This window comes from Allobosea sp. LjRoot237 (assembly GCF_964253285.1).
Classification (GTDB): Bacteria; Pseudomonadota; Alphaproteobacteria; order Rhizobiales; family Beijerinckiaceae; genus Allobosea.
On sequence record NZ_CAXUQP020000001.1, the window covers coordinates 2,118,577 to 2,134,120 of the forward strand.

15 protein-coding genes are annotated in these 15,544 nt (G+C 67.4%); 14 read left to right on the forward strand and 1 reads right to left on the reverse strand.

The window, feature by feature from the left end; all coding sequences use genetic code 11:
- Positions 1–2: 2 nt before the first annotated feature.
- The 13 genes from argS to ACSQ24_RS10435 all read left to right on the forward strand — a co-directional run bounded on the left by argS (position 3) and on the right by ACSQ24_RS10435 (position 13,830).
- The gene (argS, locus tag ACSQ24_RS10375) at positions 3–1,769 is read left to right on the forward strand and encodes an arginine--tRNA ligase (protein ID WP_436094590.1); all 1,767 of its coding nucleotides are present in this window, start codon (positions 3–5) and stop codon (positions 1,767–1,769) included.
- Between the two features lie 187 nt (positions 1,770–1,956).
- On the forward strand, positions 1,957–3,540 hold the full coding sequence (locus ACSQ24_RS10380) for an SPOR domain-containing protein (protein ID WP_436094591.1): 1,584 nt from the start codon (positions 1,957–1,959) through the stop codon (positions 3,538–3,540).
- Between the two features lie 161 nt (positions 3,541–3,701).
- Complete coding sequence (locus tag ACSQ24_RS10385; RefSeq protein WP_436094592.1) at positions 3,702–4,634, forward strand: arginase family protein; 933 nt, start codon at positions 3,702–3,704, stop codon at positions 4,632–4,634.
- A 166-nt stretch (positions 4,635–4,800) separates the two neighbouring features.
- On the forward strand, positions 4,801–5,892 hold the full coding sequence (locus ACSQ24_RS10390) for a TRAP transporter substrate-binding protein (protein ID WP_436094593.1): 1,092 nt from the start codon (positions 4,801–4,803) through the stop codon (positions 5,890–5,892).
- 232 nt (positions 5,893–6,124) lie between these two features.
- Positions 6,125–7,138 carry a beta-N-acetylhexosaminidase gene (gene nagZ, locus ACSQ24_RS10395; protein WP_436094594.1) on the forward strand — a complete coding sequence of 338 codons (1,014 nt, stop codon included), beginning with the start codon at positions 6,125–6,127 and terminating at the stop codon, positions 7,136–7,138.
- A gap of 68 nt (positions 7,139–7,206) precedes the next feature.
- Positions 7,207–8,025: a segregation and condensation protein A gene (locus ACSQ24_RS10400; RefSeq protein WP_436094595.1), complete on the forward strand. Its 819-nt coding sequence runs from the start codon at positions 7,207–7,209 to the stop codon at positions 8,023–8,025.
- Positions 8,026–8,032: 7 nt separating this feature from the next.
- The gene (gene scpB, locus ACSQ24_RS10405) at positions 8,033–8,719 is read left to right on the forward strand and encodes an SMC-Scp complex subunit ScpB (protein WP_436094596.1); all 687 of its coding nucleotides are present in this window, start codon (positions 8,033–8,035) and stop codon (positions 8,717–8,719) included.
- 61 nt (positions 8,720–8,780) lie between these two features.
- Positions 8,781–9,875 (forward strand): ABC transporter ATP-binding protein, encoded by a 1,095-nt coding sequence (locus ACSQ24_RS10410; RefSeq protein ID WP_436097866.1) that lies wholly within the window; start codon positions 8,781–8,783, stop codon positions 9,873–9,875.
- A gap of 69 nt (positions 9,876–9,944) precedes the next feature.
- Positions 9,945–10,184: a twin-arginine translocase TatA/TatE family subunit gene (locus tag ACSQ24_RS10415; protein ID WP_436094597.1), complete on the forward strand. Its 240-nt coding sequence runs from the start codon at positions 9,945–9,947 to the stop codon at positions 10,182–10,184.
- 50 nt (positions 10,185–10,234) lie between these two features.
- Positions 10,235–10,786, forward strand: a complete 552-nt coding sequence (gene tatB / locus ACSQ24_RS10420; protein WP_436094598.1) for a Sec-independent protein translocase protein TatB — start codon at positions 10,235–10,237, stop codon at positions 10,784–10,786.
- Positions 10,783–11,604, forward strand: coding sequence for a twin-arginine translocase subunit TatC (gene tatC / locus ACSQ24_RS10425; RefSeq protein WP_436094599.1), 822 nt, complete (start codon positions 10,783–10,785; stop codon positions 11,602–11,604). Before tatB ends, tatC begins: the two co-directional genes overlap by 4 nt.
- A gap of 274 nt (positions 11,605–11,878) precedes the next feature.
- On the forward strand, positions 11,879–13,063 hold the full coding sequence (locus tag ACSQ24_RS10430) for an OpgC family protein (RefSeq protein WP_436094600.1): 1,185 nt from the start codon (positions 11,879–11,881) through the stop codon (positions 13,061–13,063).
- Complete coding sequence (locus ACSQ24_RS10435) at positions 13,000–13,830, forward strand: SGNH/GDSL hydrolase family protein (protein ID WP_436094601.1); 831 nt, start codon at positions 13,000–13,002, stop codon at positions 13,828–13,830. Before ACSQ24_RS10430 ends, ACSQ24_RS10435 begins: the two co-directional genes overlap by 64 nt.
- A 103-nt stretch (positions 13,831–13,933) precedes the next feature.
- On the opposite strand, the gene ACSQ24_RS10440 is transcribed toward ACSQ24_RS10435, so the two are convergent.
- Positions 13,934–14,827, reverse strand: a complete 894-nt coding sequence (locus ACSQ24_RS10440; RefSeq protein WP_436097867.1) for a hypothetical protein — start codon at positions 14,825–14,827, stop codon at positions 13,934–13,936.
- A gap of 144 nt (positions 14,828–14,971) precedes the next feature.
- Here ACSQ24_RS10440 and ACSQ24_RS10445 point away from each other — a divergent pair, with 144 nt between their 5' ends.
- Positions 14,972–15,541 (forward strand): nitroreductase family protein, encoded by a 570-nt coding sequence (locus ACSQ24_RS10445; RefSeq protein WP_436094602.1) that lies wholly within the window; start codon positions 14,972–14,974, stop codon positions 15,539–15,541.
- Positions 15,542–15,544: the final 3 nt, after the last annotated feature.

Genomic DNA, 15,544 nt, shown 5'->3' on the forward strand with positions numbered 1-15,544 from the left:
TCATGAACATTTTCGAGACTTTCTCCGCACGCCTTGCCGCCGTCCTGACCGGACTGGTCGAGGCCGGCCGTATCCCGGCCGGCCTGTCGCTGGCGCGCGTCGTGGTCGAGCCGACCAAGGATCCGGCCCATGGCGATCTTGCGATCAACGCCGCCATGGTGCTGGCCAAGGAGGCCGGCATGGCGCCGCGCGTGCTCGCCGAGCTGATCGTCGCCGAACTGGCCAAGGACAGCGATGTCCTCAAGGCCGAGATCGCCGGGCCGGGCTTCATCAACCTCTCCTTGCAACCTGCTGTGTTCACTCAGGTTCTGAAGGCGGCTGTGCTGGCCGGGACCGAGCATGGCCGCGGCGCGCCCAAGCCTGCGCCGAAGATCAATGTCGAATACGTCTCGGCCAATCCGACCGGCCCGATGCATGTCGGCCATGGCCGCGGCGCGGTCTTTGGCGACGCGCTGGCGAGCCTGCTCGCCTTCGCCGGGCACGACGTGACCCGCGAATACTACATCAACGATGCCGGCGCGCAGGTCGACGTGCTCGCCCGTTCCGCCTTCCTGCGCTACCGCGAGGCGCTGGGCGAAGACATCGGCGCTATCCCGGAAGGGCTCTATCCCGGTGACTATCTCGTTTCGGTCGGCGAGACGCTGGCGCGCGAGCATGGATCGGCGCTGCTCGACAAGGCCGAATGGGACTGGCTGCCGCTGGTGCGCGGGACGGCGATCGACGGAATGATGGCGATGATCCGCGACGATCTCGCCGCGCTCGGCGTCGTCCATCAGGTCTTCTTCTCCGAGCGCTCGTTGCAGGGCAGGGACGGCAACTCCAATGCGGTGCACCAGACGATCGAGGATCTGCGCGCCCGCGACCTGATCTATGAGGGCCGCCTGCCGCCGCCCAAGGGCCAGAAGGACGAGGACTGGGAGGATCGCGAGCAGACGCTGTTCCGCGCCACGCAGTTCGGCGACGATGTCGACCGGCCGCTGCTGAAGTCGGATGGCAGCTACACCTATTTCGCCAACGACATCGCCTATCATCGCTCGAAGTTCACGCGCGGCTTCGCCGAGATGATCGACGTCTGGGGCGCCGACCATGGCGGCTACGTCAAGCGCATGCAGGCGGCGGTCAAGGCGGTGACGAACGAGCAGGGCTCGCTCGACGTCAAGCTCTGCCAGCTCGTCCGCCTGCTGCGCAACGGCGAGCAGGTTCGGATGTCGAAGCGTTCCGGCGACTTCGTCACCCTGCGCGAGGTCATCGACGAGGTCGGCCGCGATGCGGTGCGCTTCATGATGATCTTCCGCAAGAACGACGCGACGCTTGACTTCGATCTCGCCAAGGTGGTCGAGCAGTCGAAGGACAATCCGGTCTTCTACGTTCAGTACGCGCATGCACGCTGCGCCTCGATCTTCCGCCAGGCGGCGGAGGTCTTCCCGGATCTCGACCTGTCGTCGCAGGCGCTGGCGCAGGCCGATCTCGGTCTGCTGACCGACGAGTCGGAGATCGGCATCGTCAAGATGATTGCCGCTTATCCGAGGATGATCGATGCCGCGGCTGCGTCACACGAGCCCCATCGTGTCGCCTTTTTCGTGCATGAATTGGCGAGTGCCTTCCACTCGCTATGGAACAAGGGCAAAGACTCGCCGCAATTACGGTTCGTTAATCAAACTGATCGAAAGTCGACATCGGCAAGATTGGCGTTCGTGCATGCCGTGCGCAGCGTCCTTGCTTCCGGTCTGGCGGTCGTTGGGGTGACGGCGCCGGAGGAGATGCGCTGACGGGATCCATCCCGGCGCATCGGACGCTTTGCGGATCAGGATGATCCGGCCGGCGTCCGCCGGGTCCGACACGGAAGTGGTGTTGGCCGGTCTGCCGAAAGGCGATCGGCTAAGGCTTTCGTCAGATTGACCGCGCTGTGGCGACGTCCTTTGATGGGTGGCGGCACGCGCTGGAATGGATCAAGTCATGAGCGAGCCAGCTAGAAACCGTTTCGCCCTCGATCTCGACGATCTCGAGCGCCAGCTGCGTGGAGCGGCCCAGCCCCAGAAGCCGGGCGCGGCGAGCGACCCGCTGATGGAGCTGACGCGCCTCGTCGGCCAGGACGATCCGTTGAAGGAACTCTTTGCCGGCCGGTCCGAGCCGGTGCGCCCGGCTGCGCCGCAGCCCGCCTCCTGGGCCCGGACCGAGCCGAGTTTCCAGCCGACGCTGGTCACGCCGCCGCAGGCTCCGGCGACCCCGCCGCCGGCGGATGTGCGTGGCACGCTCGACGAATTCGAGGCGCTGCTGCGCCGCACCGAGCCCGTGCGGACTACACCGGCTCAGCCGGTCGCGAAGGCGCCGGTGGCGCCGGCATACGGCTACGATCAGCCGGAGCCGCTTCCGGCGCAGTCGCACGCGCAGCCCTACGCAGTTCAGCATGAGGGGCCGCGCGCCTATGTCCCCGAGCTGCCGCGCGACCTCGACGAGACCGCTGGCCAGCCGCACGCCCAAGCCCAAGCCCAAGCTTACGATCACGACTATCATGCCGCTCCCAACTACGACGCGCAGTCGCAGATCGCCGAGGACGAGTCTCGCGACTTCCAGCGGCCGCGCTCGCGCAAGGGTCTGCTGACGGCCGCAGCGCTCGCCGTCGTCGCGATCGGCGGTGTCGGTGCCGCCATGGTCTTCCGCGACACGCGCCCGGCGGGCGTCAACGGCCAGCCGCCGGTGATCGCGGCCGATACCGGCCCGTCCAAGGTCGCGCCGGTCAATCCCGGCGGCGCCGAGATCCCGAACCAGAACAAGCAGATCTACGAGCGCAGCGGCGACGCTTCGACCGACAAGACCAAGGTCGTCAGCCGCGAGGAGCAGCCGGTCGACGTTCAGCAGGCGGCGCGCTCGATGGCGGCGCAGCGCCCGACGCAACCGTCGAATGGCAGCATCACGCCGACCGACACGGCCGCCGCCGCTCTGGCTCCGACCGAGCCCGGTCTCATCCCGATCCCGGCCGTTCCCGGCCTTGGTGAGCCGCGCAAGGTGCGCACCGTCGCGATCCGGCCGGACGGAACGCCGGCGACCAGCAACGCAACCGCCACGAACGGGGCGGGGCAGGGCATCGTGACCGGCTCGGCGCCGTCGAGCCGCCCGGCCGCGACGCCCACCCCGGCTGCGCAAGCGCCGAAATCGCAGGAACGTGCGGCTGCCCCGGCGACCCCGCCGGTCTCGCAGACCCCGCCGGCCAACACGACCCGCACCGCGGCGCTCGCACCGCAGCCGGTCCAGCCTGCTGCACCCGCAGCGACCGCGCCGCGCGCCGATCCGACGGGCGGCTTTGCCGTGCAGCTCGGCGCCCCGGGTAGCGAGGCCGAGGCACGCGCCACCTTCGCCGCCCTGCAGCGCAAATACCCCGACCAGCTTTCCGGCCAGAGCCCGATCATCCGCAAGACCGAGCTCGCCGGCGGCAAGACGGTCTACCGCCTGCGCGTCGGCCCATATGCCCGCGAGGATGCGAGCTCGATGTGCTCGGCGCTGCAGGCCGCTGGCGGCCAGTGCTTCATCGCCAAGAACTGACGTACGCCCGACTTTTTTTGAGACCCTGACACACCGGCCGCGATCTTCGCGGCCGGTGTTTTCATGTGGCGCCTGAGCGATTGCCCCACGGTGATGCGGCTGCTTGCCGGAGCGCTCGGTGGTAGGGAAGCTGACATCCTCCGTTGCCCGGTTCGCTCGCCATGCCTCTCGACCCGATGTCCCGCCCCAGCGAAACCTTTCTTGGCTCTAAAGCCGTCGGCTTCGACGCGGTGCCTGATGGCGCGGTCGCAGTGATCGGCATTCCCGGCGCGACGCCCTATCTGTCTGGCAGCCTGCACAGCGCGTCCGCACCGGCGGCGATCCGCGCTGCGAGCGCGCGGCAGGCGGCGCGGCGCGGGCACTATGATTTCGATCTCGGCCGGGCGTCGGCCTGGTCGGACCAGAACCTGGTGGATTGCGGCGACATCACTTTCGATCCGGGCGACCTCGCCGGGAACCGGGCGCGGATCGAAGCTGTCTATGCGGCGTTGCTGGCACGTGGCGCCGCACCTCTGCTGCTCGGCGGCGATGACAGCGTCCAGATTCCGGCCCTGAAAGCCTTCGCCGCGCACAGCGAGATCACGATCCTGCAGATCGATGCGCATATCGACTGGCGCGAGGAGGTCGAGGGCGAGCGCTTCGGGCTGTCCAGCACGATGCGGCGCGCTTCGGAGTTCGCCGGCGTCAAGGCGGTCGTGCAGGTCGGTGCCCGCGGCATCGGCAGCGCCCGCGAAACCGATGTCCGCGAGGCGCGCGCTGCCGGTGCGCAACTCATCGATATGCGCACGCTCAGGGATAAGGGGATCGGCCACGCGGTTCAATGCGTCCCGGCGGGCCGGCCGGTGGTGGTCTGCCTGGATGTCGACGGCCTCGATCCGTCGGTGGTGCCGGGCGTGCTCGGCCGGGCGCCGGGTGGCCTCGGCTATGGCGATGTGGTCGACCTCCTGAACGGCGTCGCGGCCCGCGCGCCGATCATCGGCTTCAACATCGTCGAGTTCGTACCCGAAGAGGACATCGGCGGCCTCGGCGCGCGCACGGTCTGCCGGTTGGCCACGCTCGGGGCAGGTCTGCTCGCCGGCAGTGTCGCAGTCTGAGAACGGGCCGTCGCAGGGCGTTTCGAACAATCGCTCTGCCCTCCGCGCATGCCGCTCCTCCAGCCGCGCCGTTTTGCCGCCGCGGCGGTAAGGGTAGCGTCGCGCCATTCTGACGACCCGCGTCCGCCCGCAAGGCGTCGACGGCTCGCAAGCGAGAGGAAACACCATGGACCGCCGCAAGCTTCTCAAGACCTCTGCCGCCGGGGCCGCCGCCGCGACCATCGCCGCGCCGGCGATCGCGCAGACTAATCCGAAGATCAGCTGGCGCCTGACCTCGAGCTATCCCAAGAGCCTGGATACCCTGTTCGGCATCTCGACCCAGGTCGCCAAGCGCGTGGCCGAGGCGACCGACGGCCAGTTCCAGATCCAGACCTTCGCCGCTGGCGAGATCGTGCCGGCGCTGCAGGCGCTCGATGCGGTGCAGAACGGCACGGTCGAGTGCAGCCACACGCTGGCGAGTTTCTATATCGGCAAGGACACCGCCTTCGCCTTCGAGACCTCGCTGCCCTTCGGCCTCAACACGCGCCAGCAGAACGCCTGGCTCTATCAGGGCGGCGGGCTCGAGCTTTGCCGCGAGCTGATGAAGAAGTTCGGCGTGCACACGATTCCGTCGGGCAACACCGGTGCCCAGATGGGCGGCTGGTTCCGCAAGGAGATCAAGAGCGTCGCGGATCTCCAGGGCCTGAAGTTCCGTATTGCGGGTCTCGGCGGCCAGATCATGGCCAAGCTCGGCGTGGTGCCGCAGACATTGGGCGGCGGCGACATCTACCCGGCGCTGGAGCGCGGCACGATCGACGCGGCCGAGTTCTCCGGTCCGTATGACGACGAAAAGCTCGGCTTCGTGAAAGTGGCGAAGTATTACTACTATCCCGGCTTCTGGGAAGGCTGCGCCAATGTCAGCTTCATCGTCAACAACGAGAAGTGGGCCGGGCTGCCGGCGCATTATCGCGCCATCGTCGAAGCGGCCTGCGCCGAGGCGAATGCGCTGTGCATGGCGAAATACGACCATGGCAACCCGGACGCGCTGCTGCGGCTGATCGCTGGCGGCGCCGAGCTGCGCGCCTTCCCGCAGGACGTGATGCAGGCCGCGTTCAAGGAGGCTTTCGCCCTCTACGCCGACCAGGCGGCGAAGAACCCGAACTTCAAGACACTGTGGGATTCCTTCCTGCCGTACTGGAAGAAGGAGCAGCTCTGGTTCCGCGTCGCGGAGCTGCCCTTCGACGCCTTCAACGCGCAGGCGTCGCAGTCGCTGCGGTGAGGATTTAGCCGTCTTGCGCGACCTACTCCCTCTCCCCCTGCGGGAGAGGGTTGGGGTGAGGGGTCTCGCGACGCTGGTCGTGAACGTCGCGAGACATTCTCCAAACCTTGAAAGACCTGCGCGACCCCTCATCCGGCGCTTCGCACCACCTTCTCCCGCAAGGGGAGAAGGGAAGCCGCGCAGCCCGCAATGACGCAATGCGGCTCGCCCCCGAATCGGCGATAACGGGCGGATGATCTCGCGCGCCTTCATCGCCGGCTGCCTCGGCACGAGCCTTACCGCCGACGAGCGGGCTTTTTTCCGCGATGCTCGGCCCTGGGGCTTCATCCTGTTCAAGCGCAATACGCAGGACCCGGCGCAGGTCGCGGCGCTGACGGCGCAGATGCGCGACTGCGTCGGCTGGCAGGCACCGATCCTGATCGACCAGGAGGGCGGCCGGGTCCAGCGCATGGGGCCGCCGCATTGGCCGCCCTATCCGCCGGCGCTCGCCTTCCTCGCGATCAACGATCCGATCCAGCAACGCGAGATCGTCCGGCTCTCGGCGCGATTGATGGCGCATGACCTGAAAAGCGTCGGCATCGACGTCGATTGCCTGCCGGTGCTCGATGTGCCGATCGCCGGCAGCCATGACGTGATCGGCAACCGCGCCTATGCACGCGATCCGGCAATGGTGGCGACGCTCGGTCGTGCGGCCGCCGAGGGGCTGCTGGCGGGTGGCGTGCTGCCGGTGATCAAGCACATGCCCGGCCATGGCCGGGCCAAGGCCGACAGCCATCATGACCTGCCGGTGGTCGAAGCTGGTATCGACGAGTTGCGCGCCCATGATTTCCGGCCGTTCCGCCATCTCGCCGACATGCCGCTGGCGATGACGGCGCATGTCGTCTTCACCGCGCTCGACAAGCGCCGGCCAGCGACGGTCTCCCGGAAGATCGTGCGCGAGATCATGCGTGGCGAGCTCGGCTATGACGGGTTGATCATGACCGACGACATCTCGATGAAGGCGCTCTCCGGCACGTTCGCAGAGAAGGCGCAGGCGGCGATCCGGGCCGGCGTCGACGTGGTGCTGCACTGCCACGGCATCATGGAGGAGATGATCGCCGTCGCCGGCGCCGTCCCGGCGATGAGCGGCCACCGTGCCCGCCGGGCGGCGATGGCGCTCGCCCGCATCCGGCATGAGCCCGAACCGCTCGACATCGAGGCAACGCGGGCACAACTCGCAAGTGCCCTTGCCATGGGCGGCAGATAAGCTGATTCTATTCCCGGGGTTGCGGCCCCGCCGGGTCGGCGGGGCAGGACATGGGGATGAGGCCATAAATGGCCGCTGAGCTGCCATTCCAGGAGGACGGCACGTCGGAACGCGCGAGCGGCGAGCCGGCGTTCGTGATCGATGTCGACGGCTATGAAGGGCCGCTCGACCTGCTGCTCGATCTCGCCCGCCGCCAGAAGGTCGATCTCGCCCGCATCTCGATCCTGGCGCTGGCGGAGCAGTACCTCGTCTTCGTCGAAAAGGCGCGGGAGCTGCGGCTCGAGCTCGCTGCCGACTATCTCGTCATGGCGGCCTGGCTCGCCTACCTGAAATCGCGCCTGCTGCTGCCGGAGCCGCCCAAGGGCGAGGAGCCGAGCGCAGCCGATCTTGCCACCGCGCTGGCGCTGCGCCTGAAGCGGCTGGAGACAATCCGGGCAGCGGCGCAGCGGCTCGCCACCCGCGAGCGGCTTGGCCGCGACGTCTTCGCCCGCGGTGCGCCCGAAGTGATCGCTTCAGAGGGGCGGCCGATATGGGAGGCGGAACTCTACGACCTGCTGGCGGCCTATGCGCAGCAGCGCCAGAAGCGCATCCGCCAGCCGATGAGCGTCGGCCAGCGCCAGGTTCTCTCGCTGGCCGAGGCACGCGAGGCGCTGGCGCGGCTGGTCGGCGAGGCCGGCGAATGGACCGCGATCGATGGCTATCTCACCCGCTACATGATCAGCCACGGCCTGCCGGCAGAGACGATGGCGGCGACGGTCAGAGCCTCCTCGCTCTCGGCCATGCTGGAAATGGTGCGCGAGGGCGTGCTCGACCTGCGCCAGGATGGTGCCTTCGCGCCGCTCTATGTCCGTCGCCGCTCGGCGCGGCCGCCGACACTCGGCCTGTGAGGCGCTGATGGCCGTGGCCGAAGTCGAGCGCGAGGATGAGGACGGGTGGGATGCCGACGAGGCATTGGCGCGCGCCTGCCGCATCGTCGAGGCATTGCTGTTCGCCTCGGTGCAGCCGCTCTCGGCCGAGGAACTGGCGAAATCGGTGCCGGCGAACGTGCCGATCGAGCGGGTGATCGCCGAGCTGGAGCAGAGCTACGCCATGCGCGGTGTCACGCTGCATCGCGTCGCCGGCGGTTATGCCTTCCGCACCGCGCCCGATCTCGCCTACCTGTTGGCTCCGGAAGCCGAGCCGCCGCGCAAGCTCTCGCGCGCCGCGCTGGAGACGCTCGCCATCATCGCCTACCACCAGCCGGTGACGCGGGCCGAGATCGAGGAGATCCGCGGCGTCGCCACCGCCAAGGGCACGCTCGACATCCTGCTCGAAGCCGGCTGGGTGCGCTTGCGCGGCCGCAGGCGCTCGCCGGGGCGTCCGGTGACCTTCGGCACGACCCCAGCTTTCCTCGACCATTTCGGGCTCGACCGGATCGACGACCTGCCGGGGCTGGAGGAGCTGAAGGGCGCCGGCTTCATCGAGGGGCGCCTCGCCAAGGACCTCACCGTACCGGTGCCGGACGATGATCCGCGCCTGCACGATGACGAGGATCCGCTCGGCGACCTGTTCACGCCGCTTGACGACGGCGACGCCAGCTAGCACAGCGCGGAGATTGAGCCCGATGGGCCGGCAGGAGAACGAGTTGGCTCGCAGCGAAGGCATGTCGCGTTGGCTCGGCTGGGGCCGCCGGGGGACGGCGGGCGCCGCCATTCCGATGGCGCTTGGATTCGACGGCGTCACGCAGCGATTCGGCAAGGTGACGGCGCTGGACCGGGTCTCGCTCAGCGTCGCGCCGGGCGAAATCGTCGCGTTGCTCGGCCATTCCGGCTGCGGCAAGACGACGCTGCTGCGGCTCGCTGCCGGGGTCGAGCAGCCGAGCGCCGGCCGTATCCTGCTCGAAGGCCGCGACGTTTCCTCACCCGGCCATTTCGTCGAGCCGGAGGTGAGGGGGGTCGGCCTGGTCTTCCAGGATTATGCGCTGTTCCCTCATCTCAGCGTGCGCGAGAATGTCCGGTTCGGGTTGCGCGGCTATGGCGATGCCGAGGCCGATGCGACGGCGCTGCGCGCCATTGCCCGGGTCGGCCTCGCCGACCTCGCCGAGGCCTATCCGCACATGCTCTCCGGCGGCGAGCAGCAGCGCGTCGCCCTGGCAAGGGCGGTGGCGCCTCGTCCCGGCGTGCTGCTGATGGACGAGCCGTTCTCCAATCTCGACCGGCGCCTGCGCGACGTGGTGCGCGACGAGACTATGGCCTTGCTGCAGGAGATTGGCGCGACCTCGATCATCGTCACCCACGATCCAGAGGATGCGATGCGCGTCGCAGACCGGATCGTGCTGATGCGACAGGGGCGTATCGTCCAGAGCGGCACGGGCGAGGAGCTCTACCGCAGGCCGGCCAGCCTCTTTGCCGCCCGATTTTTCTGCGATCTTACCGAGGTCGAGGCGATCGTCCGCAATGGCGAGGTCGATACGCTACTCGGGCGCTTTCCGGCACCAGGGCTCGCTGATGGAGCAGCCGCGGTGCTCGCGATCCGACCGCAAGCGGTCAGGCTGGTGCCGAAAGGATTCTGTCTGCCGGCGCGCGTGGTGACGCGGCGCTTCCTCGGCGAGGTCGACCATGTCGAGCTCGCGGTCGAAGGCCTCGACAAGCCCCTGATGGCGCGGCTGGCGTTGCGCGGCGCGGTCGTCGAGGGCGAGGACATCGGTATCGATATTACGATGGACGAAGTCCTTGTGTTCCCTGTAGGGGACACCTAGTTTCCGGCACAAGCATCTGGCCCGTCGAAACAAGTCGGGCCGCGCGTTCAATTTCGGAGGAGTACCGCCATGGGTGGCGTCAGCATCTGGCACTGGATCGTCGTCGGCGTCATCGTCATGCTGCTGTTCGGCCGCGGCAAGGTGTCCGAACTGATGGGCGACGTTGCCAAGGGCATCAAGTCGTTCAAGAAGGGCATGGCCGAGGACGAGACGCCGGCGGCCGCGCAGCAGCCGGCCGATCCCAAGGTGATCGACCAGACGGCCCAGACCACCAATCCGCAGCCGGCCAAGGCCGAGACCAAGGCCTGAGCCCGCGCCGCTCCGGCGGCGCATGAGGTTTCCTGAAGGACCGGCCGTCGATGTTCGACATCGCCTGGAGCGAAATGCTGCTGATCGGGGGCGTCGCGCTCGTCGTGATCGGCCCCAAGGACTTGCCTGGGGCGCTCCGCACCGCTGGGCAGGCGATCGGGAAGATTCGACGCATGGCCTCCGAGTTCCAAGGCCAGTTCAACGATGCGATGCGTGAGGCCGAGCTCACCGATCTGAAGAAGCAGGTCGAGGACATCGGCAATTCGGTGCAGGCCTCGACCAATTTCGACCCGATCGAGCCGATGAAGGATTTCGGCGCCGCCGACGCCTCGAAGCCGGCTGCCGACGGTCAGGCCATGAAGGACGCCGAGGCGACGCTGGCAAAGCTGCCGGCGCCGGAGTTGCCGGCTCCCGTCAGCATCGATTCTGCTCCCGTGACCACGCCCGAATCCGAGGACAAGCCGAAGCGTCGCCGCAAGACCGTCGCGACCGAAGAGCCGGCATTGCCGGTCGAGGCGACTGTGGCTGAGGAGACGCCGGCCAAGCCGGTGCGGAAGCGCAAGGCCAAGGCCGCTTCGGCCGAGGGCGGAGAGACGGCATGAGCGTCGTCGAGGCCAGCACCGAGCCGAAGCGCGCGGGCGAGGACGAGATCGAAGCGTCGCGCGCGCCGCTGATCGATCATCTCATCGAGTTGCGCTCGCGGCTGATCAAGTCGCTGATCGCCTTCCTGATCATGTTCTTCATCTGCTTCGCCTTCGCGACGCAGATCTACAACCTGCTGGTCCAGCCCTATATCTGGGCGGCGGGGCCGGGCGCGAACGTGCAGCTGATCTACACCGCGCCGCTCGAATATCTCTTCACCCAGATCAAGATCGCGGCCTTCGGCGCCGGCTTCTTCGCCTTCCCGGTGATCGCGACGCAGATCTACAAGTTCGTCGCGCCCGGCCTCTACAAGAACGAACGCCAGGCTTTCGCACCCTATCTGGCGGCAACGCCGGTGTTCTTCGTCGCCGGCGCGGCGATGGTCTATTTCTTCGCCATGCCGGTGCTGATGAAGTTCTCGATCGGCATGCAGCAGGCGGCGGCCGAGGGGCAGGCGGGTATCCAGCTCCTGCCCAAGGTCAGCGAGTACCTCTCGCTGATCATGACGCTGATCTTCGCCTTCGGCATCTCGTTCCAGCTGCCGGTGATCCTGACCCTGCTCGGCCAGGCGGGAATCATCGACGCGCAGTTCCTGAAGGACAAGCGCCGCTACGCCATCGTCTTCGTCTTCGTCATCGCCGCGGTGCTGACCCCGCCCGACGTGATCTCGCAGCTGATGCTCGCGATCCCGATGCTGCTGCTCTACGAGCTCTCGGTGTTTTCGGTGCGCCGGGTCGAGAAGAAGCGCGCGGCGGAGAAGCCTGCCGAGGACGAGTGAGTTCCGCGCTCTGCCGAACGAAATTTCGACCGTCATTCCGGACAAGCCGCGTCAGCGGCGCAGCTCCGGAATCCATTGTAGGGCTTAGCGTTCTACGATGGATTCCGGCGCTCCGTTTCGCCGCGGCCGGAATGACGGGGATCACAATACGGCTCCGCGCACAGGGTTGTGATCGGCCCGCCGCAGTCTCGCCTGCAACACAATGTTAAGATGAACCGCAGATGAACAAATGCGCAGCTACCTCTTCCGGGCTGCGCATGAGGAGCGGTTCGAAGTGAGCGGATTCTGGCGCCTGATGCTGTTCGGAAAAGGGCCCCGCGATGCGGCCTCTCCCGGCCGCGACCTGCGCATCGACGTGATCCGCGGCCTCGTCCTGCTCGTCATCTTCATCAACCACATGCCGGGCAACATCGTCTCGTCGGCGATGCCGCATAATTACGGCTTCTCCGACGCGGCCGATGTCTTCGTGCTGCTCGCCGGCGTCTCGGCCGCCTTCGCCTATGGCCGGCTGATCGACCAGCGTGGGCTGCTTGTCGGCTCGCTCAAGGTCGGCGCGCGGATCTGGACGCTCTACATCGCGCATCTGGCGCTGTTCGTGCTGGTCTGCGGCATCGTCGCGACGGCGGTGGTGCGCACCCAGAACGCGCTCTATGTCGAGGCGATCAACATCCAGCCCTTCTTCAGCGACACGCAGGCTGCGATCGTCAACGCGCTCGGTCTGGTCTACCAGCCCTATTATCTCGACATCCTGCCGCTCTACATCGTGCTGCTGGCGCTGTTCCCGCTGATCTATGTCGCGGCCCGGACCAGCCCGCTCGCGACGCTGCTCGTCTCCTTCGCAATCTGGCAGGGCGCCACCCATGTCGGGCTCAACCTGCCGAACCATCCGGGCGAGGGCGGCTGGTTCTTCAACCCGTTCGCCTGGCAGATGGTGTTCACGCTCGGCGTGGTGATCGGTCGCCTCGGCATCGTCGGCGCCGCCCTGCCGAAGCTGGTCATCGCAGATCTTGCGGCTGCGGCCATCATCCTGTTCGCGGTGGTGGTGAAGCTGTCCTCCGGCAACCCGTTCGGCATCGCGATCCTGAACGACTGGATCGAGAGCCTGCAGATCGGCATCGACAAGACCAACCTCGCCTGGCTGCGCGTGGTTCACCTGGTCGCGTTGGTCTGGCTCGTGCTGCGCTTCCTCAAGCCCGGTGCGAACCTGCTGAAGGGTGTGGTCGGCAGGGGGCTGGCTTCGCTCGGGCGGCATTCGCTCGAGGTCTTCTGCGCCGGAATCGTGCTGGCGATCACCGGCCAGATCATCCTTGCGGAGACCTCCTTCGCCCTTTTGATGCAATTGATCGTGAACCTCGCCGGGATTACCATCCTGATCGGGCTAGGAACCTTTCTCTCGTGGTACAAGTCGCTTACGGCACGCGCCGCCAGCGCCCCTCGCGAGCAGGCCGCTACGGCCTGAGCGCCCTTCTTCTGATCCTGGCGTCGGCCCTGCCGGCATTCGCCGGGCCAAAACCGCTCGCTCAAATGATGGACGGGCGCTGCCGGGCCGGCGCGGCCCAGCACCCGTTCAAGCCCTCGCTGGTGGCAGCGAAGCGCGCCCTGACCGAAACCAATAAGCTCACCATCGTTGCGCTCGGCTCGTCCAGCACTGCCGGGACAGGGGCGAGCGATGCCGACCGCAGCTATCCCGCCGTGCTGGAGGCCGAGCTGCGCCGCCGCCTGCCGGGACGCGAGATCAAGGTCGTGAACCTCGGCGTCGGCGGCCAGTCGGCCTATGAGATGTACCTGCGGATCGAAAGCGAGGTCATCCCCGAGAAGCCGGCGCTGGTGATCTGGCAGACAGCGGTGAACGACGCCATCCGCGACATCGGCGAGGAGAAGCTGGCGAAGATCCTGCGCAAGGGTGCCCACAGGCTGCAGGAGGCCGGGATCGATCTCGTGCTGATGGATATGCCTTGGCTGCAGCGCGAGGGCCGCTACCCGAAATACGACGACTACCGGGCCGTGCTGGCGAAGACGGCAAGTGAGATGGGTGTCCCGATTTTCCCGCGCTACGCCATGATGAAGAGCTGGTCGGGCTCGAAGCAGTTCAGTGAGGAGGAGATCGTCGGCATGGACGGGCTCCAGGTGGTCGAGGCCGGCTATCGCTGCTTTGGCATCCGCCTGGCCGACGGCATCGTCAGCGAGCTGATCGGCGGGCGCGAGCCCGGTAAGCCGATCAATTGAGCTTTCCCGTCATTGCGAGGAGGCGTCAGCCGACGAAGCAATCCAGGAGACGTAGAGCAAGCTCTTCTGGATCGCTTCGCTGCGCTCGCGATGACGGTAATGGTCACCGCGCGATCACCTCGATATCGCGATCGCGTCCAGCCTCGACCTTGAAGTCGCGCGAGAAGACCTGGCCCTCCTGGCGGGCGATCAGGACATAGTCGCCCTCGGCCAGGATCACCTGCGGGAAGGCGCCGATCGCCTCGCGGATGACGTCGCCGCCGGGCGTGAGCACGCTGAAGGCGGTGCCGGCGAAAGCCTCGCCGCCGGGACCGGCGACGAGCTTGAGCGTCACCTGCGCGGCGCGATGGTGCAGCGTCGCCTGGGTGACCTGGCCGGAGTCGACCCGGACATCGGAGCGCTGGATCGCGTTCGAATCACCATAGGTCGAGACGATGTGGTAGGTGCCCTCCGGCAGGCGGATCAGCTCGCCGGACTTGACGTTGGCGGCGACGAGGCGGCCCTCGGAATTGCCCTGCAACGGCACGAACACCGAGAAGTTGAGCTGTGCAGGGGCGATTGGTGTCTCGCCGATCGAGCCGGCAAGCGAGAGCCCTCCGGCACTGACGGTGAGCTTGTCGCTCAGCCCCTGCGCGCCGAGCGTGACGCGTTTTGTGGCGCTGGCGAAACCATAGGCGGCATGGAGCAGATAGACGCCGGGGTCGAGCGCGAAGCTGGGCTCGGCATCGTTCGAGCGGGCGACGATCCGGGGCGGGGAGCCGTCGGAGGACTCGGTCAGGACGCGCCAGACCAGGCCGGAGCGGATCGGCTTGCGGTTACCGGAGAACAGGGCGCCGAGCGCAAGTGTCGCCTGGCCGGGGCGGGCGGCTGGAGCTGCAGCGGGCGGTGAACCGGGCGTGGTGGAGGAGGGTGCCGCGTCGGGCGTTTGGGCAAGGCTGGGCGATGCTGCGAGCCCGGCGGCCAGCAGCGTGATGCCGACCTTGGCCATGATCCGCATCCCAGTCTGAAACTTGTCGCGTTGAAACATGCGCTGCGCCGTCATCGTCCCTGCGCCAGCGAAGGAACAGGTTCGCTTGTCCTCATCATGGCGAAACCTTAACTGGGAGACCATCATCCCAGCCGCGCCATTTCCGGATCGTTCATGACCGACACGCTCTCCCTGCTCAAGCTCCGTCGCTCGGTGCCACCGCAATTTCTCACCAGCCCCGGGCCGGACGAGGGCCAGCTCCGCGAGATCCTGACCGTGGCGGCGCGTGTGCCGGACCATGGCAAGCTCGCGCCCTGGCGCTTCATCGTCTTCTCCGGCGCGGCCAAGGAGAAGGCGGCGGAGATCGTCGCCAGTGTCTTCCAGGAGCGCAATCCTCAGGCCGATGAGGATAAAGTGGCGTTCGAGCGCAAGCGCCTGCTCCATGCCCCGGTCGTGATCGCCGTCGTCTCGCGTGCCCGCAAGCATGAGAAGATCCCGGAATGGGAACAGGAACTCTCGGCCGGTGCGGTCTGCATGAACATGCTGATTGCTGGCGAGGCGCTCGGCTTCAACGGTTCCTGGCTGACCAACTGGTTCGCCTTCGACCGCAAGGTGCTGGATGCCTTTGGACTCGAACCGGATGAGCGCATCGCCGGCTTCGTCCATCTCGGCAGGGCCGATGGGCGTCCCGCCGACCGCGAGCGGCCCGATCTTGCCGCGATCGTCAGCCGGTTCGGAGCATGAGCA